Annotated in this window: 24 protein-coding genes; 8 read left to right on the top strand and 16 right to left on the bottom strand. The window is 68.2% G+C overall.

The features are described 5' to 3' along the window. The 10 genes from AC1DBL_RS07390 to speB form a co-directional block, all read right to left on the bottom strand. The gene (locus AC1DBL_RS07390; RefSeq protein WP_476925791.1) at positions 1-1,245 is read right to left on the bottom strand and encodes a 5-methylcytosine restriction system specificity protein McrC; all 1,245 of its coding nucleotides are present in this window, start codon (positions 1,243-1,245) and stop codon (positions 1-3) included. Then, positions 1,232-3,460: an McrB family protein gene (locus AC1DBL_RS07385; RefSeq protein WP_476909141.1), complete on the bottom strand. Its 2,229-nt coding sequence runs from the start codon at positions 3,458-3,460 to the stop codon at positions 1,232-1,234. The genes AC1DBL_RS07390 and AC1DBL_RS07385 overlap by 14 nt, the downstream gene beginning before the upstream one ends. 124 nt (positions 3,461-3,584) lie before the next feature. After that, complete coding sequence (locus tag AC1DBL_RS07380; RefSeq protein WP_175322085.1) at positions 3,585-3,839, bottom strand: hypothetical protein; 255 nt, start codon at positions 3,837-3,839, stop codon at positions 3,585-3,587. Positions 3,840-4,003: 164 nt separating this feature from the next. Beyond that, positions 4,004-4,438, bottom strand: a complete 435-nt coding sequence (locus AC1DBL_RS07375; RefSeq protein ID WP_441418398.1) for an acyl-CoA thioesterase — start codon at positions 4,436-4,438, stop codon at positions 4,004-4,006. Between the two features lie 68 nt (positions 4,439-4,506). Then, complete coding sequence (locus AC1DBL_RS07370; protein WP_476925790.1) at positions 4,507-6,573, bottom strand: ABC transporter ATP-binding protein; 2,067 nt, start codon at positions 6,571-6,573, stop codon at positions 4,507-4,509. Continuing rightward, positions 6,570-8,303 (bottom strand): ABC transporter ATP-binding protein, encoded by a 1,734-nt coding sequence (locus tag AC1DBL_RS07365; RefSeq protein ID WP_441418319.1) that lies wholly within the window; start codon positions 8,301-8,303, stop codon positions 6,570-6,572. Before AC1DBL_RS07365 ends, AC1DBL_RS07370 begins: the two co-directional genes overlap by 4 nt. Before the next feature lie 264 nt (positions 8,304-8,567). Beyond that, the gene (locus tag AC1DBL_RS07360) at positions 8,568-10,646 is read right to left on the bottom strand and encodes an MDR family MFS transporter (RefSeq protein ID WP_476909201.1); all 2,079 of its coding nucleotides are present in this window, start codon (positions 10,644-10,646) and stop codon (positions 8,568-8,570) included. A gap of 97 nt (positions 10,647-10,743) precedes the next feature. Further along, positions 10,744-11,229, bottom strand: a complete 486-nt coding sequence (locus tag AC1DBL_RS07355; protein WP_441418317.1) for a MarR family winged helix-turn-helix transcriptional regulator — start codon at positions 11,227-11,229, stop codon at positions 10,744-10,746. 159 nt (positions 11,230-11,388) lie between these two features. Further along, positions 11,389-13,056 (bottom strand): thiamine pyrophosphate-binding protein, encoded by a 1,668-nt coding sequence (locus tag AC1DBL_RS07350; protein WP_476925789.1) that lies wholly within the window; start codon positions 13,054-13,056, stop codon positions 11,389-11,391. Continuing rightward, on the bottom strand, positions 13,053-14,141 hold the full coding sequence (speB, locus tag AC1DBL_RS07345) for an agmatinase (RefSeq protein WP_441418316.1): 1,089 nt from the start codon (positions 14,139-14,141) through the stop codon (positions 13,053-13,055). Before speB ends, AC1DBL_RS07350 begins: the two co-directional genes overlap by 4 nt. 343 nt (positions 14,142-14,484) lie before the next feature. Here speB and AC1DBL_RS07340 point away from each other — a divergent pair, with 343 nt between their 5' ends. Then, entirely contained in the window at positions 14,485-15,312 is an 828-nt protein-coding gene (locus AC1DBL_RS07340; protein ID WP_476925788.1) for a DUF559 domain-containing protein, read from the top strand. A 187-nt stretch (positions 15,313-15,499) separates the two neighbouring features. Here AC1DBL_RS07340 and AC1DBL_RS07335 read toward each other — a convergent pair whose 3' ends face one another. Beyond that, entirely contained in the window at positions 15,500-16,075 is a 576-nt protein-coding gene (locus AC1DBL_RS07335; protein WP_441418314.1) for a helix-turn-helix domain-containing protein, read from the bottom strand. Positions 16,076-16,354: 279 nt separating this feature from the next. Here AC1DBL_RS07335 and AC1DBL_RS07330 point away from each other — a divergent pair, with 279 nt between their 5' ends. After that, positions 16,355-17,881 carry a sodium:solute symporter family protein gene (locus AC1DBL_RS07330; protein WP_476893110.1) on the top strand — a complete coding sequence of 509 codons (1,527 nt, stop codon included), beginning with the start codon at positions 16,355-16,357 and terminating at the stop codon, positions 17,879-17,881. Between the two features lie 147 nt (positions 17,882-18,028). On the opposite strand, the gene AC1DBL_RS07325 is transcribed toward AC1DBL_RS07330, so the two are convergent. After that, positions 18,029-18,262, bottom strand: a complete 234-nt coding sequence (locus AC1DBL_RS07325) for a hypothetical protein (protein ID WP_476925787.1) — start codon at positions 18,260-18,262, stop codon at positions 18,029-18,031. 301 nt (positions 18,263-18,563) lie between these two features. Here AC1DBL_RS07325 and AC1DBL_RS07320 point away from each other — a divergent pair, with 301 nt between their 5' ends. Both AC1DBL_RS07320 and AC1DBL_RS07315 read left to right on the top strand, forming a co-directional pair. Further along, positions 18,564-19,739 (top strand): VIT1/CCC1 transporter family protein, encoded by a 1,176-nt coding sequence (locus tag AC1DBL_RS07320; protein ID WP_476893111.1) that lies wholly within the window; start codon positions 18,564-18,566, stop codon positions 19,737-19,739. Continuing rightward, positions 19,739-20,674 carry a matrixin family metalloprotease gene (locus AC1DBL_RS07315; RefSeq protein WP_476925786.1) on the top strand — a complete coding sequence of 312 codons (936 nt, stop codon included), beginning with the start codon at positions 19,739-19,741 and terminating at the stop codon, positions 20,672-20,674. Before AC1DBL_RS07320 ends, AC1DBL_RS07315 begins: the two co-directional genes overlap by 1 nt. A gap of 38 nt (positions 20,675-20,712) precedes the next feature. Here the strand turns inward: AC1DBL_RS07315 and AC1DBL_RS07310 are convergent, their stop codons facing one another. Both AC1DBL_RS07310 and AC1DBL_RS07305 read right to left on the bottom strand, forming a co-directional pair. Next, the gene (locus AC1DBL_RS07310; protein ID WP_441418309.1) at positions 20,713-21,846 is read right to left on the bottom strand and encodes an LOG family protein; all 1,134 of its coding nucleotides are present in this window, start codon (positions 21,844-21,846) and stop codon (positions 20,713-20,715) included. A gap of 9 nt (positions 21,847-21,855) precedes the next feature. Further along, a complete protein-coding gene (locus AC1DBL_RS07305; RefSeq protein WP_476925785.1) occupies positions 21,856-22,350 on the bottom strand; it encodes an SRPBCC family protein in 495 nt (164 codons plus the stop codon). A 53-nt stretch (positions 22,351-22,403) separates the two neighbouring features. On the opposite strand from AC1DBL_RS07305, the gene AC1DBL_RS07300 reads away from it, so the two are divergent. Beyond that, complete coding sequence (locus tag AC1DBL_RS07300; RefSeq protein ID WP_476925784.1) at positions 22,404-23,189, top strand: gamma-glutamyl-gamma-aminobutyrate hydrolase family protein; 786 nt, start codon at positions 22,404-22,406, stop codon at positions 23,187-23,189. On the opposite strand, the gene AC1DBL_RS07295 is transcribed toward AC1DBL_RS07300, so the two are convergent. Next, the gene (locus tag AC1DBL_RS07295; RefSeq protein ID WP_476893116.1) at positions 23,186-24,448 is read right to left on the bottom strand and encodes an MFS transporter; all 1,263 of its coding nucleotides are present in this window, start codon (positions 24,446-24,448) and stop codon (positions 23,186-23,188) included. The two genes, AC1DBL_RS07300 and AC1DBL_RS07295, sit on opposite strands and share 4 nt — an antisense overlap. A 173-nt stretch (positions 24,449-24,621) precedes the next feature. Between AC1DBL_RS07295 and AC1DBL_RS07290 the strand changes: the two genes are divergently transcribed. The 3 genes from AC1DBL_RS07290 to AC1DBL_RS07280 all read left to right on the top strand — a co-directional run bounded on the left by AC1DBL_RS07290 (position 24,622) and on the right by AC1DBL_RS07280 (position 26,020). Beyond that, a complete protein-coding gene (locus AC1DBL_RS07290; protein ID WP_441418305.1) occupies positions 24,622-25,071 on the top strand; it encodes a MarR family winged helix-turn-helix transcriptional regulator in 450 nt (149 codons plus the stop codon). Positions 25,072-25,187: 116 nt separating this feature from the next. Beyond that, entirely contained in the window at positions 25,188-25,544 is a 357-nt protein-coding gene (locus AC1DBL_RS07285) for an ArsR/SmtB family transcription factor (RefSeq protein ID WP_476925783.1), read from the top strand. Continuing rightward, positions 25,541-26,020, top strand: a complete 480-nt coding sequence (locus tag AC1DBL_RS07280) for an SRPBCC family protein (protein ID WP_476925782.1) — start codon at positions 25,541-25,543, stop codon at positions 26,018-26,020. The genes AC1DBL_RS07285 and AC1DBL_RS07280 overlap by 4 nt, the downstream gene beginning before the upstream one ends. On the opposite strand, the gene AC1DBL_RS07275 is transcribed toward AC1DBL_RS07280, so the two are convergent. Beyond that, complete coding sequence (locus AC1DBL_RS07275) at positions 25,978-26,778, bottom strand: triose-phosphate isomerase family protein (RefSeq protein ID WP_441418302.1); 801 nt, start codon at positions 26,776-26,778, stop codon at positions 25,978-25,980. The two genes, AC1DBL_RS07280 and AC1DBL_RS07275, sit on opposite strands and share 43 nt — an antisense overlap. Between the last annotated feature and the right edge of the window lie 37 nt (positions 26,779-26,815).

Below are 26,815 nucleotides of genomic sequence, written 5' to 3'. Positions count from 1 at the left end.
TCAGCGGCTGATCGTCGCCTGACGGACCACTTCGCCCCACGACTGCTGCGCCAGGTCAGCCACTGACGCCAGGATTTCCGACGGCGGCAGCGACAGATCCAGCGGAAATTCCACCACATCGATATCCGTGTTGAGGATCCGCCGCAGCTTGATCTCCCCCGCGCCGGCGTAAACCAGCCACGCCGTCGGCACCCGCAGCGACGTGCAATACGCGAGCATCCGGTAGTGGTCAGCGGACAGTGAGGCGCCGATGTCGGACGCCGCCTTGTACTTCGCGTCGTACACCATCACGGGCCGGCCGCCCAGCAGATGCACCGCGCCGGGTTGCACCATGATCCGGTCGGAGTCCCGCACCGCCTCGTTCAACATCGAGTTGTAGCGCAGCCGCATCTCCCCCGGGTACGCGGCCATGGCCTCGCGCAGCGCGATGCCGACAAAGTCCTCGAAGACTTTGGCCATGTCCACCACGAACGACGCCGAGTGCTGCTTTCCGTCCCCGGCTTCGGCCGAGGCGTTGCGCAGGATGACCTCCGCGAGCCGCAAGGCCGCGTGGTAGCGGGTGTTCATCCGGCTGGCCCGCCACCGCGGCAACGGGGCGCCGGACTGCAGGCGCGTCACGGCGTCGAGCTTTCCCTTCAACCGCCGCAGCCGGCTCAGCACATCGGCCCGCACCCCCGGCACCTGCGACATCCGTTCGAGGGCCGCGCGCAGGATGCGGTTTTCCGGGATGTCCTCGGTGAACTCGTCGTAGGAGACCTCGAGCGGCACCAGCATGCCGGGGCGGCGGGAGATCTGGTCGGACATCCTGATCCGGCCCTTGACGGTGCGGAGCGACTCGTCGACGTTCAGGTAGCCCTGCAGCACCCCGCGGCTGAGGGCCCGGTCGGCGAGCTGGGCCAGCGACTCGGCCAGGGCGCTCCAGAGATCGGTGTCCTCGACCGCGGCCACGGCGTCATCCCGAAAGCCCTGGTTTTCCGTATAGCCGAGCAGGAACAGCAGCCGGCCGAGGCCCAGCCGCTCCTTGGGCCGGACTTCCAGCTGCACTGAAGGGGTGCGCACGGAGCCCACCTTGCCGACAGGTTCGATCCGGAACAGGCCCATGCCCAGCGGAGAAGCCTTGGCCAGTCCGCTGCCATTGATGTACGCGGCGCTGCCCGCGTCGACCCGTTCCACCACTCCCCCGGACAGCTCATCCAGGACGATGTGGCGGACGGTGCCGGCAGGGGCGAGGCTAGACGCGCGCAAGGCGGCTCAACAGTTGCTCCAGTCCGAACCGTTCCTCCAGCTGCGCCCGGTTGAGCTGGCCGTGGTAGTGCTCCTCCAGCAGCGGCATCAGCTCGTACTTCCAGATCCGGCGCAGCCCGGTGGGTGTCTGGGCGGCCTTTTTCATGAAGTAGGACGGCCCGATCATCAGGTCCCGGTCCCACTCGTCGATGGCGTTGTTCAGCTCGTCGAGCAGCAGCGCCGGCGTCGTGTCCAGGCCCCGGGCCTGCAGGAAGCGCAGCAGCGAGCCCTTCACCGGTTCGGTCTTGGGATGCAGTTCGATGAAGGAGAACCGCCGGCGGATGGCGGCGTCCATCATCGCGATGGAGCGGTCCGCGGTGTTCATGGTGCCGATGATGTACAGGTTGTCCGGCAGCGAGAACGGCTCCGTGGGGCTGTATTGCAGGTAGATCCGGTCGTCGCGGTACTCCAGCAGGAAGTACAGCTCGCCGAAGACCTTCGCCAGGTTGGCCCGGTTCATCTCATCGATGATCAGGAAGTACGGCTTGCCCTCGTTGCCGGGTTTGGCGGCCTCCTCGGCCAGCCTGCGGAGCGGTCCGGCCACCAGCTTAAAGGACACCTGGCCCTCGTCGGTCTTGTCCGGCCGGTAGCCCTCGAAGAAGTCCTCGTACGCGTAGGAGGGGTGGAACTGGACGAGTTTGACCCGCTCGTCGCCGGTGTCCCCGGCCAGTTCGGCGGCGAGGTGCTTGGCCAGGTAGGTTTTGCCGGTGCCGGGCGGGCCGTAGAGCACCAACTGGCGGTTTTCCTCCAGCAGTTCGGCGATTTCCTGCAGCGGTTCGAGGTCCATGTGCAGGGACGCGGCGAATTCGGCCGTCAGCGGCCGGAAGCCCTCGCACGGCTCGACGACGGCGTCCGGCTCGGCGCCGTCGTCGGCCTCTGCCTCGGCTTCGGCCGGGAGCAAGGTCTCGAGCGCCTGGATCACCCGGGTGACGTCCACGATGAGCCCCGAGCTGGCCAGCTGGCGCTGCACGTGGCGGGGCAATTCGGCCATCGAGTGGACCTCGTCGAACCAGCGGACCTTCCGGCGTAGCCGACGGTTGTCATCATGGTGTTCGGGTTCGCCCAGCACCACGCCGACTCGGACGGTCCCCGAGTTCTGGTACAGCGTGAAGTCGCCCGGTTTCATCACGGTCAGGAAGGCGAAGACGGCGGTCTTGGTGTCCTCACGTTCCACGTAGCTGAGGTGCTTGTAGTCCTCGTCCACGGCGTGTTGGACCAGGCCGGCGGTCACGCCCGGGTCCAACAGACGGAGGTGTTCGACGTCGAGGGTCACCGCTTCGTCGTCCTGCCAGGCGGCCAGCAGCTCGGCGTTGTCGTGGTGGCTGCGCAGCAGCCAGGCGCGGCGGCCGGGATCGGCCACCTTCCGCCACTGGCTGACCAGCTGCCGCGAGTACCAGTCGATCCGCTGCCCGGCCTGCTCGTCGAGGTGCAGCCTGATGCGGTGGATGTCCGCGGAGATTTCCTCGTCGGAGTCACCCCTGGCACCGCCAACCAGGGAGGCGAAGGCATCCCGGATCTCCTGGCGTTCGACGTCGGCAACGACGGGCTCGAAGTAGCCGGGCCAGACCAGGAATTCGATGCTGCGCCGGATCGCGGGCTGGTCTTCCGGGGTGCCAATGGTGAGTTCGTGGAAGGCCAGCGGGTCCTTGATTGCGGCCTGGACGACGCCGGCCGGTCGCTGGGCGACGTGCCGAACGAAGCGGCAGAGCCACTTCAGGTGGTCCCAAATCGTCCAGTTGAACTCCGCGGTGCGGTCCCGGATCACCCCGTGGTCCGTCATGCCCGCATAGAGTTCGTCCGGGAGCGCCAGCGGAGGCTCCAGCCAGGACGCCGCCTCCGCGACGCGGGCCCGCTTGACCTTGAGTGACTTGACCTCGTGCGCCAGCGGCAGCGACTGCAGGAACAATAGCTCGACGGCCAGCTGCTTCGCCCCGCGGGTGGCGCCCTCAAGGTTTTCGCGGAGGTTGGTCATCATCGGCGCCTTGGGGTCCGGGATGCCCCGTTCCAGCCGCTCCAGCAGCTCCGAGGCCGCCGCAACCGACCACGTCCTAGTCCGGCCGTCCAGCGGCGACGCCTTGCCGAGCAGCCCCGGGCCCAGTACAAACCACGCCGCGTCTTCGATCTCTTTGGAGATGCCGAGGGCGCGGTGCATGGCGGGCTTTTTGTTGGGGGTCATGCCTTCAATTTACAGGCTTAAGCTGAACGCCCGCATCACGCCGCAGATCAGAACTACCGGCGAGTAGCTTTGTTCCGCGGTTCTGGCGGAGCCCGCAGAGCGCCCGCGGAGGGCGGCCGGGGTATTACTTGACGGCCGGGCGGCGCTTGACGCCGAAGGTGAAATAGCTGCCCGGGCCGACGAAGTTGATGAGAGTGGCTGCCCGCCACAACGCCTTGCTGCCGCGGATCTCCTCCGCCGGGCGGCGCGAGATGTCGCGCTGGGCGGCAATCAGGAGGGAGAGCTGGACGACGGCCGCTGTGATGGTGCCGAACTTCGCCATCGGCGAGAGCTCTTTCCAGGTCTTCTTCCGCGCCTTCATCTTGCTTCGCTTGGCCATGATCCGTGCTCCTAAGGTTTGCATCCTGCCGGCTTCCCGCGGGCCTGTTCAGTCTAGGACCGATCCCGGCAGCGAGGTAGGGGCTAGTGGGTCTGGCGGGCCGCCGGCCCAACTAGCTCGCATTAGTTGTCGTTTAGCGGGCTCAAAACGACAACTACTGCCAGTCAGTTGGGTTCGTGGCGGGCCGCCGCGAAAGGCGCGAGCTTTGCCTTCTGCTCGGGGGTCAGCCGAAGCACCCGCCCGGTGGCTTCGTCCACGAACGCGAGGTGGCTGCTCGCCTTGACGCAGTCTTCGCCGGTGACGGGGTCCTGGACCAGGTAGTGGATGTCGAAGCTGGCCCCTTTGACCGCGCCGACCCACAACTGCACCACGGCGGGAACGTTGCGGTATTCCAGCGTCCGGACGTAGCGGATCTTGTGCTCCACGACCAGCGCCAGCGTGCCCTCCGGGATGTCGTTGAAGAGCGACACCTGGGGTTCCATGCCGGGCAGGCCCGCTCCCCGCGGCGGCCCGAAGGCGGCGATGCGGGCCTCCTCCAGGATCCGGACGATCTGCACGTTGTTGATGTGGCCGTAGGCGTCCATATCGCCCCAGCGCATCGGCACCTGCACCTCGAGGCGCCGGGGTTCGCTGGTTCCGGGCATGCTCCCGGCCCCGGTTCCGGCGCTCAGCTGTGCACCGCCGTCGGCTCTTCCTCGAGAGACGCCTCAGCGTCTTCGCCGGCGAACTGGGACATGTACAGGCGGTAGTAGGCACCGCGCAGTTCGAGCAGTTCCGCGTGCCTGCCCTGTTCGACGATGCGTCCGGCTTCCATCACCAGGATGGTGTCCGCGTCCCGGATGGTGGAGAGGCGGTGGGCGATCACGAAGCTGGTCCGCTCGGTGCGCAGCGCGGCCATGGCCTTCTGGACCAGAACCTCGGTGCGGGTATCAACCGAGCTGGTGGCCTCGTCCAGGATCAGCAGCGAGGGGTTGGCCACGAAGGCCCGCGCAATGGTGATCAGCTGCTTCTCCCCGGCGCTGACGTTGTTGCCTTCCTCGTCGATGACGGTGTTGTAGCCCTCCGGCAGCGCCCGCACGAAGCGGTCCACGAAGGTCGCCTTCGCCGCGGCCATGATCTGGTCCTCGGTGGCGTCCAACTTGCCGTAGCGGATGTTCTCGTAAATCGTGCCGCCGAACAGCCACGCGTCCTGCAGGACCATGCCCACCTTGGAGCGCAGTTCGGCGCGGCTGAGCCGGGTGACGTCGACGCCGTCGAGCGTGATGCTGCCTGCGTTGAGCTCGTAGAAGCGCATCACGAGATTCACCAGGGTGGTCTTGCCCGCCCCGGTCGGGCCGACGATGGCCACGGTGTGCCCGGGCTCGGCGGTGAAGGACAGGTCCTCGATCAGCGGCTTGTCCGGGGTGTAGCTGAAGGTGACGTGCTTGAACTCGACGTGCCCGTCGGTTTTGGCCGGGAGGTGCTCAAGGGCGGTCTCGGCGTCCTGTTCGTCGGCGTCGAGGAATTCGAAGACTCGCTCGGCGGAGGCCACGCCGGACTGCAGCATATTGGCCATGCCGGCCATCTGCCCCAGCGGCTGGGTGAACTCGCGCGAGTACTGGATGAACGCCGTGGCGTCGCCCAGGCTCATCCCGCCCGAGGCCACCCGCAGCCCGCCGACGACGGCGATCCCCACGTAGCTGAGGTAGGAGACGAACTGCATCACCGGCATGATCATGCCGGACACGAACTGGGCGCCGAAGCTGGCCTTGTAGAGTTCCTCGTTCCGTTCGTCGAAGCGGGCCAGCATGTCGGCGTCGCGGCCGAAGACGCGGACCAGGTCGTGGCCGGAGAAGGATTCCTCGATCTGGCCGTTGAGCTCGCCAGTGTTCTTCCACTGCGCGGCGAAGAGCTTCTGGCTGCGGGCGCCGATGATGCCGGCGGCCACCCCCGAGAGCGGGAGGGCGATGAGCGCGATCAGGGCCAGCTGCCAGGACACGATGAACATCATGATCACGATGCCGATCACGGTCAGTGCCGAGTTCACCAGCTGCGCGAACGCCTGCTGCAGGGCCTGCTGGATATTGTCGACGTCGTTGGTGACGCGGGAAAGGATGTCGCCGCGCTGGCGGGTGTCGAAGTAGCCCAGCGGCAGCTTATTGAGCTTCTTCTCGGTGTCGTCGCGCAGCCGGCGGACCACCCGCATGACCAGCACGTTCAGGACGTAGCCCTGCAGCCACAGGAAAATGTTCGCGACGAAGTACATCACCAGGACGATGCTGATGAGGAAGGCGAGCTTCTGGAAGTCGATGCCCACGCCGGGCACAACGTCCATCCGGGCCAGCATGTCCGCGAAGTTGTCCTGGCCCTGGGAGCGCAGTCCGGCGATGAACTGGTCCTTGGTGGCGCCGGCCGGCAACTGCTTGCCGACCACTCCCCCGAAGATCACGTCCATCGCCTGGCCCAGGATGCGCGGGGCGATCACGTTGAGGACGACGGCGACTGTCACCATCGCGAGGACCGCGGCGATGCCGGCCCGCTCGGGTTTCAGCAGGCCCATCAGCCGCTTCGCCGAGGGCCAGAAGTGCTGGGCTTTCTTCGCCGGCACGGCGCCGAACATACCGCCGTCGGCTTCGCCGGGGGTGAATTCCTCCTCGTAGAAGGCCTCCTCGAGAGCTTCGGCGGGGGCCTCCACGGGCGCCTCGTGGGGAGCCTTGCCGGCGGAGCCGTGGCTGAGCTTTTCGTTGGTGCTCATGCGATGGCCTCCGCGGTCAGCTGGGATTCGACGATTTCCTGGTAGGTGCTGGAGCTGGCGAGGAGCTCCTCGTGGGTTCCGCGGTCCACGATCCGGCCGTTGTCCAGGACGAGGATCTGGTCCGCGTCCGCGATGGTGGAGACGCGCTGGCCCACGATGATCACCGTCGCGTCGGCCGTCTTGGCCTTGAGCGCCTTCCGCAGCCGGGCGTCGGTGGCGACATCCAAGGCGGAGAAGGAGTCGTCGAACAGGAAGACCTTGGGTTCGGTGACCAGTGCGCGGGCGATGCAGAGACGCTGCCGCTGGCCGCCGGAGACGTTGGTGCCGCCCTGGGAAATCCGGGCGCCGAGTCCGTTTTTCTTTTCACGGACGAAGTCTGCGGCCTGGGCCACCGTGAGGGCGTCCCAGAGTTCCTCGTCGGTCGCTTCGGACTTGCCGAAGCGCAGGTTGTGCTCGATGGTGCCGGAGAACAGGTAGGGCCGCTGGGGCACCATCGCGACGCGCCCGGTGATTTCGGCGCGGTCCAGTTGGGTGACCGGGACGCCGTCGAGCAGCACCTCGCCGGAGGCGGCGTCGAAGAGCCGCGGCAGCAGCGCCAGCAGGGTGGTCTTGCCTGCGCCGGTGGACCCGATGATCGCGACGGTCTGGCCCGGTTCGGCGGTGAAGCTGATGTCACTGAGCACCGGTGCCTCGGCACCGGGGTAGGCGAAGGAGACGTTCCGGAACTCCACCCGGCCAGCCTTGGCGGCGGGCGCCACGGGGGCGAGCGGTTCGTGGATGGAGGGTTCGACGTCGAGCACCTCGCCGATGCGGTCCGCGCAGACGGAGGCGCGCGGGATCATCATCGCCATGAACGTGCCCATCATGACGGCCATCAGGATCTGCAGCAGGTACTGCAGGAACGCCGTCAGCGAGCCCACCTGCATCTCCCCGGCGTCCACCCGCTGGCCGCCAAACCAGAGCACGGCGGCGGTGGAAACGTGCAGGATCATCCCGATCGCAGGGAACATCAGCACGAACAAGGCACCGATCTTGAGCGAGACGTCGGTGAGTTCCTTGTTGGCGGCGCCAAAACGCTGCGCTTCGTGCGGCTCGCGGACGAACGCACGGACCACGCGGATGCCGATGATCTGCTCGCGCAGGATGCCGTTGAGCCGGTCGATCTTGGCCTGCATGGAACGGAACAGCGGCATCAGGCGGACCACGAGGTAGCCGACCACGACCACCAGCAGCGGCACCGAGACCCAGACCAGCCAGGACAGGTTGAGGTCCTCGCGGAGGGCCATGACGATGCCGCCGATGCACATGATGGGCGTGGCCACCATGAAGTTCAGCCCCATCAGCATGAGCATCTGGACCTGCTGGACGTCGTTGGTGCCGCGGGTGATCAGCGTTGGGGCGCCGAAGACGTTGACGTCCCTGGCGGAGAAGCTGCTGACCTTGCGGAAAACGCCCCGGCGCAGGTCCCGGCCGAACGCCATCGCGGCCTTGGAACCGAAGTACACACCGGCAATCGCGGTGACCACCTGGACCAGGGCGACGCCGAGCATGAGACCGCCGGTGCGCCAGATGTAGTCCGTGTCGCCGCGGGAGACTCCCTCGTCGATGATTTGGGCGTTGAGGCTGGGCAGGTACAGGGCCGCGATAGTGGAGGCCAACTGGAAGATGACGACGGCCGCAATAAACGGCAAATACGGCTTGGAATAGCGCCGTATGAGGGTGACAAGCATGCCCACGGGTCCTTAAGAATGGTTCATGAAGCGCAGAAGAGGAAGAACAGCAGACGAACAAGGAAAGTTATAGCAGCCGGGACCGACAGCCTTAGCTGTCCCACTCTACGAAATCCCGTGCCGGGGTGGTACCTCCAGCTGCGGATGTCAGCCAATCGTTGTACTTAACCCGCTGCGGCGGCCACCGCCAGGGCGCCGAGCCGTCCAAAAGCGGCCCCGCGGCTCCCCCGGAGGGCAGACGCGGGACCGCATTCGTGGGGTCGTTTACTCGCCGCGGTGCCGGCCCTGCGTGGCGATGTAGTCGGCCGCCGCGCGCTGGAGCTTGCGTTCCTTGGCGAGCTGGCGCCGCAGGGTGGTGAGTTGCTCCGCCACCCGGGCTTGTTCGGCCGCGATCGCGCGCTGTTCCGCCGCCTGCTCGTGGACGGCACGCAGGGCATCCGCCAGCTGCACCTGCTGTTCGGCCAGCAACCGCTGGGTCTGGAGGAGCAGTGGCACGACGTCGGCGTCGTCGGCGCGCGCCTCGGCCACCATGGTCCGGGCCCGGAGCCGGGCGCCTTCACGCTCGGCCCTGGCTTCGCCGTCACTGTTCTGGCGGTTGTCCGCACCCAGCCGCGCGGCGTCCGGGAACCGGGACCCGGTGGCGCGCTGCCGGCTCAGGACCTCGATGAACTCGCGGTCCAGGTCGACGATGCCGGTCTCGGCGGAGTCGTGCCCTGGCGTGGGAGCCGCGGCGGGCCCCGCTGCGGGGCCGGAAGCGGCGGCGGCGCGGGCAGCCACCCCGGCGGCAGCTTCGACGTCGGCGGCGGTTCCGGAACCGGTAACGGCGGCGGAGGCCGAAGCTTCCGGTCGGATGTCGACGGTGCGGCGGAGCGGCTTTTCCTTGATGAACAGGATGGCCACCAGCGCCACGAGACCGATGATGGCGGAGATCAGGAAGACCTCTGCGATCGCGTCACCGTAGGCGGCCCGCATGATGTCGCGGATCGGTGCGGGCATGTCCTTGAGGTCCATGCTGGCCCCTGTGGATCCTGCCGGGACCTTGATCCGGGCGGCAGCGAGGCCTTCCACGGCCAGATCCTTGACCCGGTTGCCCAGCACGGCGCCGAGGACCGAGACCCCGATGGCGCCGCCGACGGACCGGAAGAAGGCTACCGAGGCGCTGGCCGTGCCGATGTCCTTGGCCTGGACCGTGTTCTGGACGGCAAGGACGAGGTTTTGCATCAGCAAGCCCAGCCCGACGCCGAGGATGGCCGTGTAGATCCCGGTCAGCCAGAGCTCGGTTGTGTGGTCCATGCTGCCGGCCAGGCCGAGGCCGCCGATCAGCGCGACGGCGCCCGCGACCAGGTAGCGCTTCCACTTGCCGGTGCGGCTGATCAGCTGGCCGGAGAGCACGGAGCCGATCAGGTTGCCCGCGATCATGGGCAGCGTGAGCAGGCCGGCTTCGGTGGGGGTGGCACCGCGGGCCACCTGGAAGTACTGGCCCAGGAACGTCGAGGAGCCGAACATGCCGACACCGACGGCCACGGAGGCGAGGATTGCCAGGGCGGTGGTGCGCTCGGAGATAATCTTAAGCGGGATGATTGGCTGGGCCACCTTGGATTCCACCAGCACCAGCAGGCCCAGGAGCACAATGCCGCCGCCCACCATGGCGACCGTCTGCCAGGACCACCAGTCGTAGTAGTCCGGGTTGCCGGCGAAGGAGACCCAGATCAGCAGCAGGCTGACGCCGGAGGTCAGCAGGATGGAGCCGAGCCAGTCGATCTTGGCGGGGCGCTTGACGTGCTGGATCTTCAGTGTGACCTGCAGCAGGATCAGGGCGACGACGGCGAGCGGGACACAGACGAAAAAGGTCCAGCGCCAGCCGAGCGGGCTGTCGACGATGAAGCCGCCGAGCAGCGGGCCGCCCGCCGTGCCGACGGCCATGACGCCGCCCATGTAGCCGGAGTACTTGCCGCGGTCGCGCGGCGGGATCATCGAGCCGATGATGGCCTGCGCCAGGGCGGTGAGGCCGCCCATCGCGATGCCCTGGATGACGCGGGCGGTCAGCAGCAGCGGGATGGTCTCGGACAGGCCCGCCATGACGGAGCCGGCCACGAAGATCACGATGCTGAGCTGGACGAGGACCTTTTTGTTGAAGAGGTCCGCGAGCTTGCCCCAGATCGGGGTGGTGGCCGCGTTGGCCAGCAATGCGGCCGTGATGACCCAGGCGAAGTCCGTCTGGGTGCCCTTGAGTTCGGACATGATGGTCGGCAGCGCGTTCGCAACGATGGTGCTGCTCAGGATGGCAGTGAAGAACGCCGCCAGCAGGCCGGTCAGCGCTTCCATGATCTGCCGGTGGCTCATGGCCGCCTGCGGTTCGTGGTGCGGTTGCGGTGCGGGGGCCGCTTGCGCGGTGGTGGCCGGGGACGGCCCGGCGGCGGCAGCGTGGCTGGCCATAGATTTACTCCTCAACAAAGTTGGTCGTGTCGGCGGATCCGGCCGTCTTTGCCCGGGCTGAACTCCTGAGGGATTCAGCTAGTTTCTTCAAGGTGCGCGAGGTCTCTTCGACGTCGTCCTCGCTCCAGTCCTGCAGGAAGCCCTGCAGCGTGGCGGCGCGCTGCGCCTCGATGGAGCGCAGTTTCTCGGTCCCGGCCGACGAGAGCGCGATGAGCTGCGCCCGGCCGTCCTCGGGATCCGGCCGCCGGACCACGTAGCCCTGCTCGAGCAGTTCGGCGAGGTGCCGGCTGAGCACGGGGGCGCTGACGCCCAGCCGCTCCGCGAGCTGCGTGGCTCGGGTTTCGCCCTCCCCCACAAAGCGCAGGACGCCCTGCAGCGCGACGCCGGTATCGTCGCCGCGAAGGTTCGCCGCGGCGACGCACCGGACGGCGCGCTGGAGATCGAAGATTTGGTGGACCAGCTTGGCTGCGGTGGTCGATGCAACTGACATGTTTGGAAGCCCCTTACTTACTTGCCTGAAGCAACAATACAATAAATTGATTGCTTTGGGAAACTAAGAAGCCTCGACGGGGAGCGCACCCATACACAAAAGGGCCCCGGATCCGTGAGGATTCGGGGCCCTGTTGTGTTCGTTCGTTGGGATGGGGGTTTAGACGTCCAGGTGCGTGGGGGCGAACATCTTGAGCAGGGTTTCGACGACGACGACGTTCGGCCCGTCCGCCGCGAAGCCCGCCTTCAGCGCGTCACCGACGTCCTCGGGGGCCACCCGGACCGCCGGGACGCCGAAGGCCTCAGCCAGTTTCACGAAGTCGGGGCGGGCCAGCTCGGTGGCAGTGGCTTTGCCGAACGCGCCCACCATGTACTCGCGCAGGATGCCGTAGCCGCCGTCGTCGACGATCAGCCAGGTGACCGGAACGTTGTGCTGCTTTGCGGTGGCCAGCTCGGAGATCGAGTACATCGCCGAGCCGTCGCCGGACACCGCGAGCACCCGGGCCGAACCGCCCGGTTTACCGGTGGTCTCCAGCCCCACGGCGCCGCCGATTGCCGCCGGGAAGCCAAAGCCGAGGCCTCCGGCGCCCTGGGCGGAGTGGAACTGGCCCTCGCGGGCGTCCCAGCAGCTCCAGGCCCAGTAGGCGGAGATCGTCATGTCCCAGAACGTCTGCATCTGCGAAGGAACGGCTTCGCGGATGTCGGCCATGAACTTCAGTTCCTTGGCGAGGTCCTGCGATTCCAGCCGGGCCTTGACCTTGACCAGGGTCTCTTTGACCATGCTCTCGGCCGAACTGCCGTGCCAGTCGGGGCGGGCGTCGGCCGGTGCGGCTGCCAGGGCCTCGTCGAGGGCTGCGAGCGCCTGGCCGGCGTCGGCACGGATGCCCAGGCCCGGACGGTTGGATTCGAGCACCCGCGGCTCGGCGTCGATCTGGATGATCCGGCCGCGGGGTTCGAAGGTGAAGTAATTGGAGGTGACCTCGCCGAGCGAGGAGCCGATGACGATCAGCACGTCGGCGTCCTCGAGCAGCTCCGTCATGTACTGGTCCTCGATCCAGGACTGGAGCGAGAGTTCATGGGTCCAGGGGAACGCGCCGTTGCCGCCGGGAGTGCAGATCACCGGCGCGTGCAGCTTCTCCGCGAGGGACAGCAGCGACTTCTCCGCGTGGCCGCGGCGGGTGCCGCCGCCGGCGATGATGGCCGGACGCCTCGCCTCCGCAAGCCATTTCGCGGCTTCACGAACCAGCTCCACGCGGGGCGGGTTGTCCGCGGCTTCGGCGAGTGCGTCCTCCACCGGGGGCACCATGATCGGGTCCAGCAGGACATTCTGCGGGATTTCGATCCACACCGGGCCCTGCGGTGAGGAGATGGCCTCGGTCCAGGCGTCCTGGATGGCCGAGGGGATGCCGGAGGCGTGCTGGATCAGCCGCTGGCTCTTGGTGACGTTGGCGGCCGAGGCTTTCTGGTCATCGAGCTGGTGCAGCATGCCCTTGCGCCGCGCCCCGAGGCCGTCGAGCGGAATCTGGCTCGCCACGACCACCATCGGCACCCCGGTGGCGTAGGCCTCCTGCAGGCCGGCCAGGGAGGTCAGCGCCCCGGGGCCGGTGGAGAGGAACAGGACACCGACCTCGCCGGTGGCCCGGGAGTAGCCGTCGGCGGCGAAGGCGGAGTTGTTCTCCACCCGTGAGGAGACGAAGTGCAAGTTTCCGCGGCCCATCGCGTCGAAGAGGCCGAGGGCGTGCTGGCCGGGGATGCCGAACACGGTCTTGGCACCGAGTGCCTCGAGGGTTTCGACGACGAGGTCGCCGCCGTTGCGCACGCCGGTCACTGGGAGACCCCGGTTTCGACCGGCTGGGCTGCCGGAGCGGCGAAGCCGGCCGGACGGCGGGACTCATGGCCGAGGGCCTGCGCGGCGTAGCCGTTGGGCGCGCCGGTCCGGTCGCCGTCGACGGCGCTGTCGGCCATCAGGGTGACGAGTTCGTAGGCGACATGGCTGGCGGCGACGCCGGTGATCTCGGCGTGGTCGTACGCCGGGGCGACCTCGACGACGTCGGCCCCCACCAGGTTCATGCCGCGGAAGCCGCGGATGATCTCCAGCAGTTCGCGGCTGGTGATGCCGCCGGCTTCCGGGGTTCCGGTACCGGGCGCGTGGGCGGGGTCGAGGACGTCGATGTCGACGGAGATGTAGAGCGGGCGGTTGCCGATCCGGTCGCGGACCTTGGCGACGGTTTCCAGCACGCCGTGGTAGTAGACATCGGCGGAGGTGACAATGCCGAAGCCGAAGCGGTGGTCGTCGTCGAGGTCCTTCTTGCCGTAGAGCGGGCCGCGGGTGCCGATGTGGCTGATTGCCTCGGTATCCAGGATGCCTTCCTCGACGGCGCGGCGGAAGGGGGTGCCGTGGGTGTATTCGGCGCCGAAGTAGGTGTCCCAGGTGTCCAGGTGCGCGTCGAAGTGAAGCATGGCGACGGGCTGTCCGGCGCGTTCGGCGGCGGCGCGAAGCAGGGGCAGCGCGATGGTGTGGTCTCCGCCCAGCGTCAGCAGCTTGCCGCCGGCAGCGGTCAGGTCCAGCGCGTTCTGCTGGATGGTTTCGATGGCCTCGTTGATGTTGAACGGGTTGACGGCCATGTCCCCGGCGTCGGCGACCTGGATGTTCTCGAAGGGGCTGACGTCCCAGGCCGGGTTGTACGGCCGCAGCAGCCGGCTGGCTTCACGGACGTGGTTGGCGCCGAAGCGCGCGCCGGGGCGGTAGGAGACACCGGAGTCAAAAGGAACGCCGACCACCGTGACGTCAGCCTTGGCCACCTGGTCCAGCCGGGGCAGGCGGGCAAAAGTGGCGGCGCCGGCGTAGCGCGGGATGCGGGAGGAATCGATGGGGCCAAGGTTGCCATTGGCCTCGATGCGCAGCTCTTCCAAGGGAGGAGTCTCCTTCGAGGGTTGTCCGACGGGTGTGACTGCCATCATACACTCGGAGTTGTCTGCTGCGCATCAGTTGTTTACCAACGACGACGACGACTGCGCTCGCGCTCGGACCGGCAGCGAGCGCTCCCGCCCAGTTCTTGGGTCGCGCAGCGTGCGCCGCCGCGGCCGGTCCTCGGCTTTCCGGGCTTTCCACGGCCACCGGGGCCGGCCGGGCCTGGAGAACTGGGCGGGAACGCGGCCGCCGACGGGTCCGGGCGGGCCAGGGCGCCCTCGGGGTTTGTCCAGATAGCCCGGTTGCCGGGTGTCGCCGGACCGGTCACGCCCCTGTACTGGCCTGATGGACCTCCTCGACTACCTCGGCCGGGTGGGCGGCGTCGCCCGGACCGGCCAACTCCTGGCTGCCGGCTTTTCCCGAACGGACGTTGCCCGGCTGCCTGACGACGGCGTGCGCCAGCTGCGGCGGGGCGTATTTGTCCTTCCCGGATGCGCTCCCGAGTTCGTAGCCGCACTCCGGCACAATGCCCGGGTCAGCTGCGCCAGCGCCGCCGGGCACTACGGCCTCTGGTTGCGTGAACCGCCGGACCGGCACCACCTCGCCTGCAACCACGGCCACGGATCCGGCTTCATCAGACACAGGACCGTCAGGTTCGAGGGTCATGCGACTCTACCGCTGGCGGCGGTCGAGGACGTGGTCCTGCACGCCATGAGCTGCCTCGCTCCCCCGGTGTCGACGGCGATGGCGACCTCGGCGCTACGGCTGCATGGTGTGCCTCTGGAGTTGCTGAAGGGCGAGCTCCCGGGCAAAAGATCCGGACCGGTGCGCACGGCACTGCATCTCTTGGACCTGCGGGCCGAATCCATTGTCGAGGTCGACACCCAGCACCTCTTCAAAACCAACGGAATCGGCTACGACGCCCAGGTCTACCTGCCCGGGATTGGCCGGGTGGACTTCCTGCTCGACGGATTCCTCATTGTGGAGGTGGACGGCTTCGCGTTCCATTCCAACCGCGACGCGCTCCGACGCGACCTGGGCCGGAACAACGCCTCGACCCTGCACGGGTTTGCCGTGCTCCGGTACATGCCCGAACACATCTGGTTCGAGCCGCAACGTGTCCTGGCCGAGATCCGGGCCGTGCTGGGCCGGGGCCCGCAGTCTGCCCGCTGACGTTCCAGTCTGCCCGCTGACGTTCCAGCCCAGTTCTTCGACGTCGGACTCCCGCGCTGCAGCGTCGACCCGCGGAACTCCGGGGCTCGCCTCGGCCAGGCACTAGCCGGGGAGCCAACAACCGGGCAGGAACGCAGCCGGCCCAGGCAGCGCGGCCGCCTGGCGGGTCCGGCCGGGCCCGGAGAACCTACCGGCTCGCGGCCGGAACCAGCACCCAGAGCACCTCAACGGGCTCGTCGCTGGGGTTGATCCAGGTGTGCGGCTCGCGGCCGGGGAAGGTCACGGTGTCTCCGGTTCCCAGCTCGAACTCCTCGTTGGTCAGGATGAGCCGGATGCTGCCCTTGACCACATGGAGCACATCGACGTCGCAGTCCACGGCGTACAACTCGGATTCGCCGCGCCCGCGGGGCTCGATCACGGCCTGGATGATCTGCACCCGGCGCTCGGAGCGGGCGGTGAGCAGGCGTTCCACGATCCCTTCGCCGCCGAGCGAGATCCGGGGGCCCTCGCCCTGCTTGGTGAGGTGGGTTTCCGGCGCGGCAAACAGCTCGCCGATCGAGATGGAGAGGACCTGGCACAGCGTCACCAGCGAACTCACGGAAGGCGAGGTGAGATCACGCTCGACCCTGCTGAGGAAGCCTTTGGTTAGGCCGGTGGCATCGGCGACCTGTTCGATGGTGAGCCGCTGGGACTGCCGGGCGGCACGGATCCTGGAACCGATGGCAACGGGAACGTTGCTCGGTTCTACGGGTAGAGCCTTCATAAGGGAACCTTTCACGGCCGGCCGCGCGGCCCCATCATTGGAGCCAATCCTAGCCGCAGACCGGCACCGGGATGCCCGGAAGGACACGCCGCGGAAAGACCTTGACTGTTACCCCCGTCACAACTTACTGTTTGGCAACAACTGTTGCCTATTGGGCAATGGAGGGAGTCTCACCGGCTGCCCTCCCGCAATCTACCGTCAAGCAGTAACGGACGCCGGCCGCAAGGTTGCGGCCCGGACGCCCTGCGCTGCTTCCGAACAGCTCCAAGGAGCCCCCTTATGGACGCAAGTTTCGTCAACATCGCCATCGTGGTGGTGTACCTCATCGCCATGCTGGCCTTCGGCTGGTGGGGCAAGTCCCGCACAAGGAACAACAGCGACTTTCTGGTGGCAGGTCGCCGGCTCGGGCCTTTCCTGTACACCGGCACCATGGCCGCCGTCGTCCTTGGCGGCGCCTCGACAGTCGGCGGCGTGGGCCTCGGCTACAAGTTCGGTATCTCCGGCATGTGGCTCGTGGTCGCGATCGGCGCCGGGGTGTTGCTGCTCAGCCTGCTCTTCGCCAGCACCATCCAGAAGCTCAAGATCTACACGGTCTCCCAGATGTTGACCCTGCGCTACGGCAGCCGGGCCACCCAGACCTCGGGGATCGTCATGCTCGCCTACACCCTTATGCTCTGCGCCACCTCCACGGGCGCGTACGCCACAATCTTCGTCGTCCTCTTCGGCTGGGACCGGGCGCTGGCCATCGCCATCGGCGGCGCCATCGTCCTGGTCTACTCGACCATCGGCGGCATGTGGTCCATTACCCTGGCCGACCAGGTGCAGTTCGTGATCAAGACGGTCGGCATTTTCCTGCTGATGCTGCCGTTCACCCTCAACGCCGCCGGCGGCCTCGACGGCATCCGCAGCCGCGTGGATGCCAGCTTCTTCCAGATTGACGGCATCGGCGTCCAGACGATCATCACCTACTTCGTCGTTTACACCCTCGGCCTGCTGATCGGCCAGGACATCTGGCAGCGCGTGTTCACCGCCAAGACCCCCACGGTCGCGCGCTGGGGCGGCGCGACGGCCGGCGTCTACTGCATCCTCTACGGTGCCGCCGGCGCCCTGATCGGCCTGGGTGCCCGGGTCGCCCTGCCCGACATCGACGTCAAAGCGCTCGGCAAGGACGTGGTCTACGCCGAGGTCGCGACCAACCTGCTGCCGATCGGCATCGGCGGCCTGGTGCTCGCCGCGGCCGTTGCCGCCATGATGTCCACCGCCTCCGGCGCCCTGATCGCCGCCGCAACCGTGGCCCGCGCCGACGTCCTGCCCTTCGTCGCCGGCTGGTTCGGCAAGACCATCAATACCGACGACACGGACAACCCGGAGCACGACGTCAGGGCCAACCGCTTGTGGGTGCTGGGCCTGGGCGTCGTCGCGATCGTGATCGCCATCATCACCAAGGACGTCGTCGCGGCGCTCACCATCGCCTACGACATCCTCGTGGGCGGCCTGCTGGTCGCGATCCTTGGCGGCCTGGTGTGGAAGCGCGGCACCGGGGTGGCTGCGGCTGCCTCGATGGCCGTCGGGTCGGTCCTGACCCTCGGCACCATGATCGTGCTGGAGATCAATGCCGAGGTCCCGCTGGACGGCATCTACGCCAACGAACCCATCTACTACGGCCTGCTGGCCTCCGCGGTGGTCTACGTCGCGGTCTCACTGCTGACCAGGCCGACGGATCCCGCGGTGATGAAGAACTGGCACGACCGTGTTGCCGGCGACGTCACGGAGGAACAGGAAAAGGTCCCGGCGCTGAGCCACTAGTCCACGCCTGAACACATGCCCGGCCCGGGAAAGCGGGCCAGGCAGCACCGGCTCCCACAACAACGACGGCGGTGCCTCCCACGCGGAGAGGCACCGCCGTCGTACTGTCCGGATTGTTGCTGAAACAGCCGGTCTGACGCGGGCCGTCTAATCTTCTTCCTCGGCTTCACGGAACTCGTCCGTATCGGCAGGCACTATCGGCTGGTCGTCTCCGAGGAAATCCTCCGCATCGAGCGGGACGTTCCGGTCCGCTTCTTCGAGCAGCTCCTCGTCCACGGTCTCCGCATCGCCGACCGGGGCATCCTCGGCAAAGTCGTAGGCAGGATCAGACTCGACGGAGTCCCTGGCCGGCTGGGCGGCCTGTGGTCCGGTGTTGTCCATGGTGCGACCTCCGTGCGCTCGGGCTGCGGCAGTGGTCTTCAAGCCGCCCGGGCCCTCAGGCTCACGCCTGGAAACGGCCGGACGGGCCTGCCGAAGAACCCGCCCTGACCTTTATTCGAACACCGCCGGCGGTGGGGGTCAAGGGCCGTCCTGCCCGGACGCCGCCGGGCAGTAAGGGTGCTTACTTTACGGCGTACCGAAACTTTCCACTGAGGATTGCCAGCCGAAAATCCGCGGAATTACGGGGTACGCTGGAGTCGCAATGGGGCCGAACCATGCCCCATCAAGCCCAGGAGTTTACGTGTCTCAGCACGCCCCATCTGACCCAAACCATTCTGCCCACAGCCCCGCCGCGGGATCCCCGCCGCGCCCGGCGGCAAGCCTCACGGCAAGTCCCGCCGCCACCTCGGCGGACATCAAGCGCTGGCGGCAGTACCTCGCCGACGAACGCGCCGAGGCATCCGTCTACCGCGACCTCGCACAGAACCGCAGCGGCGAGGAACGCGACATCCTGCTCGCCCTGGCCGAAGCCGAGGGACGCCACGAGGCGCACTGGCTGCAGCTCCTCGGCGAACATGCCGGCCGGCCGCGCCCCGCCTCGCTCCGCAGCCAGTTCCTCGGTTTCCTGGCCCGGCATTTCGGCTCTGTGTTTGTCCTGGCCCTGGCGCAGCGCGCCGAGAGCCGCTCCCCGTATGCGAACGACCCCAACGCCACGCCGGCCATGGTCGCCGACGAGCAGATTCACGAGGAAGTAGTCCGCGGGCTGGCCACGCGCGGCCGCAACCGCCTCGCCGGGAGCTTCCGCGCCGCGGTGTTCGGCGCCAACGACGGGCTGGTCAGCAACCTCTCCCTCGTCATGGGCATGGCCGCCTCCGGCGTGGGCAGCTCCGTGGTCCTGCTCAGCGGTGTGGCCGGCCTGCTGGCCGGGGCCCTGTCGATGGGAGCCGGCGAGTTCATCTCCGTGCGTTCCCAGCGTGAGTTGCTGGCCGCCACCCGCCCCACCCAGGTCACGCTCGCGGCGGCGCCGTCGCTGGACATCGAACACAACGAACTCCTGCTCGTCTACCTGGCCCGCGGCATGTCCCGGGAGGCGGCCGAGCACCGCGTCTCCGAGCGCATGGGGCTGCTGGACTGCGACTGCGATCCGAGCCTTTCATTGCGGCCGGAGCTTCCCGAAACGGAGGACCAGCACGAGGCCGTGGGCACAGCCTGGAGTGCCGCGGCGTCGAGCTTCTGCTTCTTCGCCTCCGGCGCAATCGTGCCGATCATCCCGTTCCTGTTGGGCATGACCGGGATCGCCGCCCTCGTGGTCTCCGCCGTCCTGGTGGGGATCGCGCTCCTGCTGACCGGCGGCGTGGTCGGCCTGCTCTCCGGCACCTCCCCGGCCAGCCGCGCATTCCGCCAACTCGCCATCGGCATCGGTGCGGCCGCTGTTACTTATCTTCTGGGCATGGTGTTCGGCGCGGTGGTCGCCTAGTGGACGATCCCGGGTTCCGGGACCGCTCCCCGCGGCACAGCCGCGCCCGCAGTGCCGTCAGGGTGGTCCGGAACCTTGCGGCTGTCATCCTGATCGCCGGAGCGGCCTTCCTGTCGGCCGGGCTGGTGTACGGCGACCCGCGTTTTGTCGGGCTCTTCGAGTTCAACGGCGGAGCCGACGCCAAGCCGGCCAGCGCCCCGGCGAGCCACCCGACGGCCAGTCCGGCGGGCAGGAAAGCCGGAATCCCCGAAGACGGATCGCAAATGGCTGTTCCACCGCCCGGTTACGAGGAGCAGGACCAGCCCCTGGGACAGCCGCAGACGCCGCCGTCCGCCAGTAAGTCCTATAAGTTCCTGGCCACCAACGCCGACGGCGGCCCGGTGGGCTACTCCCCCTGCCGGCCCCTGCACTATGTGGTCAACTCCGCCCTGGCCCCCAGGGGCGCCGGGCCGCTGGTGGAAAACGCGATCAGGACCATCTCCGAGGCGACCGGAATCAAGTTCGTCAACGACGGCCCCACCACGGAGGCCCCGTCCCAGTCCCGCGCGCCGTACCAGAAGGCGAGATACGGCGAGCGCTGGGCTCCCCTGCTGATCGCCTGGACCACCCCGGAGCAGGCGCCGCAACTCAAGGGTGCCGTGATCGGCACCGGCGGCAGCACCCACTTCAGCTTCGGTGACGGCCCCAAGAGCTTCGTCACCGGCAGCCTGGAACTGGACGCGCCGCAGATCACGCAGGACCTGGACCGCGGGGACAGCTCGGCGTATGCCACGGCGGTGATCCTGCATGAGCTGGGCCACGTGATGGGCCTGGAACATGTGGACGACCCCACGCAGCTGATGTACCCCGAGATCGGCGCGCCGGACGGGCTGGCCGCCGGGGACCTGAACGGCCTCTACGAGCTGGGCCACGCCCCCTGCCGCAAGGACCTCTAGGCCCCTGGGCACGCCGGCCCCTTGAGCGCCGCGGGCTCCTAGCGTTCCAGCACCGCGAGGGCTTCGTCGACCGTGTCCACCAGGAAGATCCGGTTTTCCATCCGCCGGCCCGCGGCCAGGCTCTGCAGCAGGGGCCAGGCCGGGAACCTGCGCAGCCAGTGCTCCTCGCCCACCAGCACCATGGGCGTGATGGTCTCCGGGGCGCCGTAGTAGTTTTCGCAGGCGTCCTGGAAGATCTCCTGCACGGTGCCGCCGGATCCCGGCAGGAAGATGATCCCGCCGTTGCACAGCTCGAGCAGGACGGCCTCGCGGATCGCGTTGGCGAAGTACTTGGCGATGTGCGTGGCGAAGAAGTTGGGCGGCTCGTGGCCGTAGAACCAGGTGGGAATCCCCAGCGACGGCGTGCCGTCCGGATGGCGTTCGACGACGGCGGCCGCTGCCCGCGCCCATGCCGACACCGAGGGCCGGAAGCCGGGCACGACGGCGAGCTCAGTCAGCGCCTGCTGGAAATCCGTTTCGTCCGCCGCGCTGAGGTAGGCGCCCAGGTTAGCCGCTTCCATGGTGCCCGGGCCGCCGCCGGTGGCGACCACCCTTCCGTTCCGCGCCAGCAGGCGGCCCAGCAGCGCTGCCTCGGTGAAGCCGGCCGAGCCGCGGCTCGCGGCATGGCCACCCATGACGCCCACCATGGTTCGGCCAAGGCACAGCTCCGACCGGGTCAGCTCTTCGAGCGCATCACCGATCGAGTGGTCATGGAGGGCCGCCGCGAGCGTCGCGTCCAGGCGGTGCCGCTGGCCCGGGCGGATGCTCCACTGGTAGACCCTGGCGTCCAGGGTGTCCTCGTAGCGGGCCTCCGCTATGCCCGCGTAGAGCTCCTGCGGCGTGTAGAGCCGGCCGCGGTAGGGGTTGAACGGGACCTTTTCCAGCTTGGGAAAGATCAGGGCGCCGCGGCCGCGCAGTGAATCTTCCACGCCCTCATCGAAGGTGCAGCCCAGGAAGATGGCACCCTGCGCGTCGAGGGACTCCAGCGGCTCCCGGCGGCCACGCAGGTCCAGCGACTGGACGTGCCAGCCGTGCATGGACCGCGCGCCTGCCGCCACCAGCCGGTCGAAACTGCCGGCGCTTTCGACCTCAAGGGTGCGCGGACTCGGATGCAGGCTGCGGGCGGCGCTCATCGGGCGGCCCTAGTGAAGCTGGTCCGGGGCGGGTCCGGACCCGGCTGCGGCTTCCGAGGTCATGTAGGCGTCGAGCTTGGCGAGGGTCTGCTCGATGCTGGCCGGGTGGCGGCGGGGGTACCCGGCCAAGCGGAGGAGAATCCTGGCCCGCACTTCCCGCGCGTCCCACTGCTCGGTGACCAGGGTGCCCGGATTTCCGGCGGTGTCGGCGACCGGATTCAGCAGGTAGCGCCAGACGTGGCCGCCGAAGTGCCGCCACGCGATCCGCCGGCCCTCCTCGAACTCACAGACCGTGTTGAGGATCTTGTAGTCCATCTTGATATTCATTTCCATGCCGAACTTCGCGCCGAGCGCCAGCCGTTCGGGACCGCGCGGCTGGGCACCCTTCACTGTGCCCGAGCCGTCGATGACGCTGTGCAGTGCGGGTGTGGCAAGCACTTCGAAGATGGCTTCCGGAGCGGCCGCGATGAAGCGGCTGCGGGACACGAGATATCTGTTGGTCATCCGGCAATCCTAGCCCTGCGTTGCGATGTGGAACCGGTGGTGCAAAATGAGTCATGCAGATTCCAGCACGGCCCTCCGGCGGCCGCCCCCGCATCGGCCTTCCGGTCCGGCTCAGCAGCTCCCTGGACCCCGATCCCAGGGTGGGCGAGGCCAACGGACTATTTGACTACATTGTTGAGCTGGTGCGCGAGGGCGGCGGCGAGCCCGTGCCGCTGACCAGCGCCGGGGGACTTGGCGGGCTCGACGGCGTCGTGCTTCCGGGCGGCGGCGACCTGGACCCCCGGCTCTACGGGGAGGAGGACAGCGGAACCTGCTACGACGTCAACCAGGAGCAGGACGAGCTGGATCTCGCGGTGGCCCGGCAGTGCATCGACGCCGGACTGCCGGTGCTGGGCATCTGCCGCGGGCACCAACTCCTGAATGTGCTCTACGGCGGAACCCTCATCCAGGACATGGACCCGGGCACCGTGTCGCACCGCGAGCCGGATCCCGTCCATGGCTCGGGCCCGTGGGCCTGGCACGAGGTCGGGATCGCCGGAGGCTCGAAGGTGGCCGGGTTGTACGGCAACACCGGACCCGCCGCGGGGTCCGGCGCTGCAGCCGCAGTCACGGTCAAGATTGCCTCCGGCCACCACCAGGCCGTGGCCCGCGTGGCCGAGGGACTTGTGGTGACGGCGGTGGCCGACGACGGGACGGTGGAGGCCCTGGAAGATCCGGAGCGCTGGGTGGCCTCGGTGCAGTGGCATCCGGAGGCCCTTGAGCTTCCCGCCGAGGAGCGGCAGGCCCCGTTCCGCGCCTTCGTGGAGCTCTGCCGGAGCCGTGCGGCGGCCGCTGGTTAGAGCCGCTGCAGCGCGGCGTCTTCCCGCGCGTCCTTAGTGTCGCTGGCAGCCGGCCCGGCCACGGCCGCCGCGAGGCGTCCGGCGTCGTGCTTGGCGGAACCCTTGCCGTCGCCCTTCTTGGCAGCACCGGCGGCGAACGCCATCACGACCAGGCCCAGCAGGGTGATTCCGGCGCCCGCCCAGATCGGCGAGGTGTAGCCGAGGCCGGCCGTGATGGTCACGCCGCCCATCCACGCGCCCAGGGCATTGCCGACGTTGAACGCGCCGATGTTGGCGCCGGAGGCCAGGGTGGGCGCACTGTCGGCGTACTTCATGACGCGCATCTGCAGCCCGGGCACGGTGGCGAAGCCGAAGCCGCCCAGCAGCACCATGGAGGCGATGGTCATCGGCTGGTTGGCCGAGGTGAGGGCGAAGACGACGAGCACCAGGACGAGGGCGGCCAGCACCACGAGCAGGGTGCGGTCCACGTTCCGGTCCGCTGCCTTGCCGCCGACGGTGTTGCCGATGAAGAGGCCCACGCCGAAGATGATCAGCAGCCACGGCACGGTGGCCGCCGAGAAGCCGGTGACCTCGGTGAGGGTGAACGCAATGTAGGTGAAGGCGCCGAACATGCCGCCGTAGCCGAGAATGGTCACGAAGATGGACAGCCAGACCTGGCCGGACCGGAAGGCCCGGAGTTCGCCCCGCAGTCCGCCAGCGGCAGCTTCACCCGCCCCGGTCTTCGGCACCAGGGCAAGGATTCCCACGAGGGCTAGTACGCCGATCCCGGTGATGGCCCAGAACGTGGACCGCCAGCCGGCGGCCTGGCCGAGCATGGTGCCAAACGGCACGCCCAGGACGTTGGCCGCCGTCAGCCCGGTGAACATGATGGCGATGGCGCCGGCCTTCTTGTTCGGGGCGACCATGCTGGCGGCCACTACCGCGCCGATCCCGAAGAACGCGCCGTGGGCCAGTGCGGCAATGATCCGGCCGACCATCATCAGGGCGTAGTCCGGCGCGACCGCGGAGACGAGATTGCCCGCGATGAACAGCACCATGAGCACCGCAAGGACAGGTTTGCGTTCGAAGCGCGACACTGCGGCGGTCAGGAGCAGCGCTCCCACCACGACGGCGAGCGCGTAGCCGGAGATCAGCCATCCGGCGGTGGCCTCGGTGACGCGGAAGTCTGCGGCCACTTGAGGCAGCAGGCCCATGATGACGAACTCGGTGAGTCCGATTCCGAACCCGCCGAGGGCGAGTGCTATCAGGCCGATAGGCATGGCTGAGCTCCTTCAAAACTGTACGGGGGGATGTGCGAAGCGTAAGCTAGTAGTTGCAGACGCGTTATTTATTGTTGCACACGCAACTATAGCGCGCAAGCAACTACTTTTGTGGGCTGTCCGTACTTCGCCGTTCGGAGCGCGGCTGCCCGAGCTGAAAGGGAGCACAACAGATGGGCATCAAAGACGACGCCGTCGAGGTCCGGGCGCAAGGCTGGCGGACCCTCGCGGCGCTGCACGGGCTGATCGAAGCGGAGCTGGAGCGCTCGCTGCAGAGCGAGGCGCAGCTCTCGGTAGTGGAGTACACGGTGCTGGACGCGCTGAGCCGGCAGGACGGCTGGCACATGCGGATGCAGCAGCTTGCCCGGGCCACGGCCCTGAGCCCCAGCGCCACCACCCGGCTGGTCAACCGGCTCGAGGAGCGCGGCCTGCTCACCCGGATCCTGTGCGCGGACGACCGCCGCGGGATCTACACCGAACTCACGCCCAGCGGCGTCGAGCTACTGGAGCAGGCGCGGCCCGTCCACGACCACACGCTGGAGCGCGCCCTGGCCCAGGCGCAGGAGGTTCCGGAGCTCGCCCCGCTGGTGGACGCGCTCCCCCGGTTGCACGCGGCAGTCTGAACCTCTTGCCAGCCCGCAGGGTCAGGGCTAGCCTTAAACAACCAGTAGGTTGATCAACGTATGCATTGAATAATGGCAGTTGAATAACCGGCAGTTGAATAACGGAGCTTGACCACATGGCCGACGACGAACACCTCGACACCGCCTTCCTGGCGCTTGCCGATCCCGTCCGCCGCCGCATCATCGCCCGGCTCAGCCGGGGCCCGGCCACGGTCAACGAATTGGCGGAACCCTTCGCGATCACCAAGCAGGCGGTCTCGAAGCACATCCAGGTCCTCGAGCAGGCGGGGCTCGTCACGCGAACGCGGGACGCCCAGCGCCGGCCCGTCCACCTGAACCCCGCACGGCTGGAGGCGCTCACCGCCTGGATCGACCAGTACCGGCTGGTCCGCGAGGAGCAGTTCCGCAGCCTCGACGCCGTGCTCCGACCCCAGGCCGCCGCGCGCGGCACCCAGGCAAAGGACTCATCATGAGCAACGCCCTGAAACTCACGGTTCCGGAAGGACTGCCCTTCATCGACTTCGAGCGGGAGTTCGACTTTCCCGTGGCGGACGTCTTCCGGGCCCACAAGGAACCGGAACTCGTCGCCCAGTGGCTCGCCCCCCGGCGGATCACCATGGACGTGGACCACTACGACTTCCGCACCGGCGGCAGCTACCGTTACACGCACACGGGGCCCGACGGCGTCGCGCGGTTCAGCGGCGTCTTCCACACCGTCCGGGAGAACGACTTCGCGGTCCAGACCTTCGAATACGGCGGCTACCCGGACGTGGTGAGCATCGAGTTCCTCACCTTCCGGGACCTCGGCGGCGGCCGCACCCGGCTGAGTGCGCATGCCGTCTACCCCAGCATGGAAGCCCGTGACGGCATGGCGCAGTCCGGGATGGAAGGTGGCCTGACCGAGGGCTACGAGCGGCTCGAAGAGCTGCTGGCCGGCGCGAAGGTCTGAAGCGCTTCGTCCAGCACCCGGCCGAGGTTCGAGGCGTCGTGCGCAAAGCGCCCCAGGAATAACCCGTCGGCGGACGCCAGCTGCGGCAGCAGCCCGGGTCCGGCGCTGCCGCCGTAAATGATGGGACACGGCGCGCCGAGCCCTTGGCGGATCAGCTGCACCACCGCGTTGACGTACGTGGGCGCGGCGGGCTGGTCCGCCCCGATCGCCCAGACCGGTTCGTAGGCCAGGACCAGACGGGGCGTCAGCGACTCGTCGCCCCCGGTCGCGGCCCGGACCTGGCGCAAACAGAAGGCCGCGGCCTCCTCGGGGCCCAACGTGCCGGGCTCGCCGATGCAGAGCAGCGGCGTGAGCCCGGCGTCGACGGCTGCCCGGACCTTGCGGGCCACGACGTCGTCGTTCTCGCCGAACAGTGCCCGGCGCTCCGCATGGCCGAGCTCCACCAGCGAGACGCCGAGTTCGGCCAGCATGCCCGGGCTGACCTCCCCGGTCAGCGCCCCGTCCCCCCAGGCGCAGTTCTGTGCGCCAAGGAGCGCCGGCGAGCCGGCCAGGATTTTCCCGGCCTCGGCCAGGACCGGGAAGGACGGGATGACGAACACCCGGACGTCCCGGCCCGCGGCCAGGGCGGGCCGGGCGTCCACCACGGCGCGCACCTCCGAGAGCCAGCGCAGGCTTTCCTGATAACCCAGGTACATCTTGGTGCTGACACCGATGTACAGGGGGTCGACGGCGGCGCTGGTGCCGGAGGTGCGGCTCATGGGTCTCCTTTAGCTGGGGCTGGGCGGCCGGACCGGA

This window comes from Arthrobacter sp. 10T44 (genome assembly GCF_056393885.1).
Note: the sequence above shows the minus strand (reverse complement) of the source record. Positions and strands in the feature narration are given on the sequence as shown.

Coding starts and splice junctions, on each gene's coding strand:
- AC1DBL_RS07365 (WP_441418319.1), bottom strand. CDS start 8,303: ATGCTTGTCACCCTCATACGGCGCTATTCCAAGCCGTATTTGCCGTTT.
- AC1DBL_RS07285 (WP_476925783.1), top strand. CDS start 25,188: ATGGCCGACGACGAACACCTCGACACCGCCTTCCTGGCGCTTGCCGAT.
- AC1DBL_RS07275 (WP_441418302.1), bottom strand. CDS start 26,778: ATGAGCCGCACCTCCGGCACCAGCGCCGCCGTCGACCCCCTGTACATC.
- AC1DBL_RS07380 (WP_175322085.1), bottom strand. CDS start 3,839: ATGGCCAAGCGAAGCAAGATGAAGGCGCGGAAGAAGACCTGGAAAGAG.
- AC1DBL_RS07305 (WP_476925785.1), bottom strand. CDS start 22,350: ATGACCAACAGATATCTCGTGTCCCGCAGCCGCTTCATCGCGGCCGCT.
- AC1DBL_RS07295 (WP_476893116.1), bottom strand. CDS start 24,448: ATGCCTATCGGCCTGATAGCACTCGCCCTCGGCGGGTTCGGAATCGGA.
- AC1DBL_RS07280 (WP_476925782.1), top strand. CDS start 25,541: ATGAGCAACGCCCTGAAACTCACGGTTCCGGAAGGACTGCCCTTCATC.
- AC1DBL_RS07310 (WP_441418309.1), bottom strand. CDS start 21,846: ATGAGCGCCGCCCGCAGCCTGCATCCGAGTCCGCGCACCCTTGAGGTC.
- AC1DBL_RS07325 (WP_476925787.1), bottom strand. CDS start 18,262: ATGGACAACACCGGACCACAGGCCGCCCAGCCGGCCAGGGACTCCGTC.
- AC1DBL_RS07355 (WP_441418317.1), bottom strand. CDS start 11,229: ATGTCAGTTGCATCGACCACCGCAGCCAAGCTGGTCCACCAAATCTTC.
- AC1DBL_RS07360 (WP_476909201.1), bottom strand. CDS start 10,646: ATGAGCCACCGGCAGATCATGGAAGCGCTGACCGGCCTGCTGGCGGCG.
- AC1DBL_RS07330 (WP_476893110.1), top strand. CDS start 16,355: ATGGACGCAAGTTTCGTCAACATCGCCATCGTGGTGGTGTACCTCATC.
- AC1DBL_RS07300 (WP_476925784.1), top strand. CDS start 22,404: ATGCAGATTCCAGCACGGCCCTCCGGCGGCCGCCCCCGCATCGGCCTT.
- AC1DBL_RS07340 (WP_476925788.1), top strand. CDS start 14,485: ATGGACCTCCTCGACTACCTCGGCCGGGTGGGCGGCGTCGCCCGGACC.
- AC1DBL_RS07290 (WP_441418305.1), top strand. CDS start 24,622: ATGGGCATCAAAGACGACGCCGTCGAGGTCCGGGCGCAAGGCTGGCGG.
- AC1DBL_RS07375 (WP_441418398.1), bottom strand. CDS start 4,438: ATGCGCTGGGGCGATATGGACGCCTACGGCCACATCAACAACGTGCAG.
- AC1DBL_RS07370 (WP_476925790.1), bottom strand. CDS start 6,573: ATGAGCACCAACGAAAAGCTCAGCCACGGCTCCGCCGGCAAGGCTCCC.
- AC1DBL_RS07335 (WP_441418314.1), bottom strand. CDS start 16,075: ATGAAGGCTCTACCCGTAGAACCGAGCAACGTTCCCGTTGCCATCGGT.
- AC1DBL_RS07385 (WP_476909141.1), bottom strand. CDS start 3,460: ATGACCCCCAACAAAAAGCCCGCCATGCACCGCGCCCTCGGCATCTCC.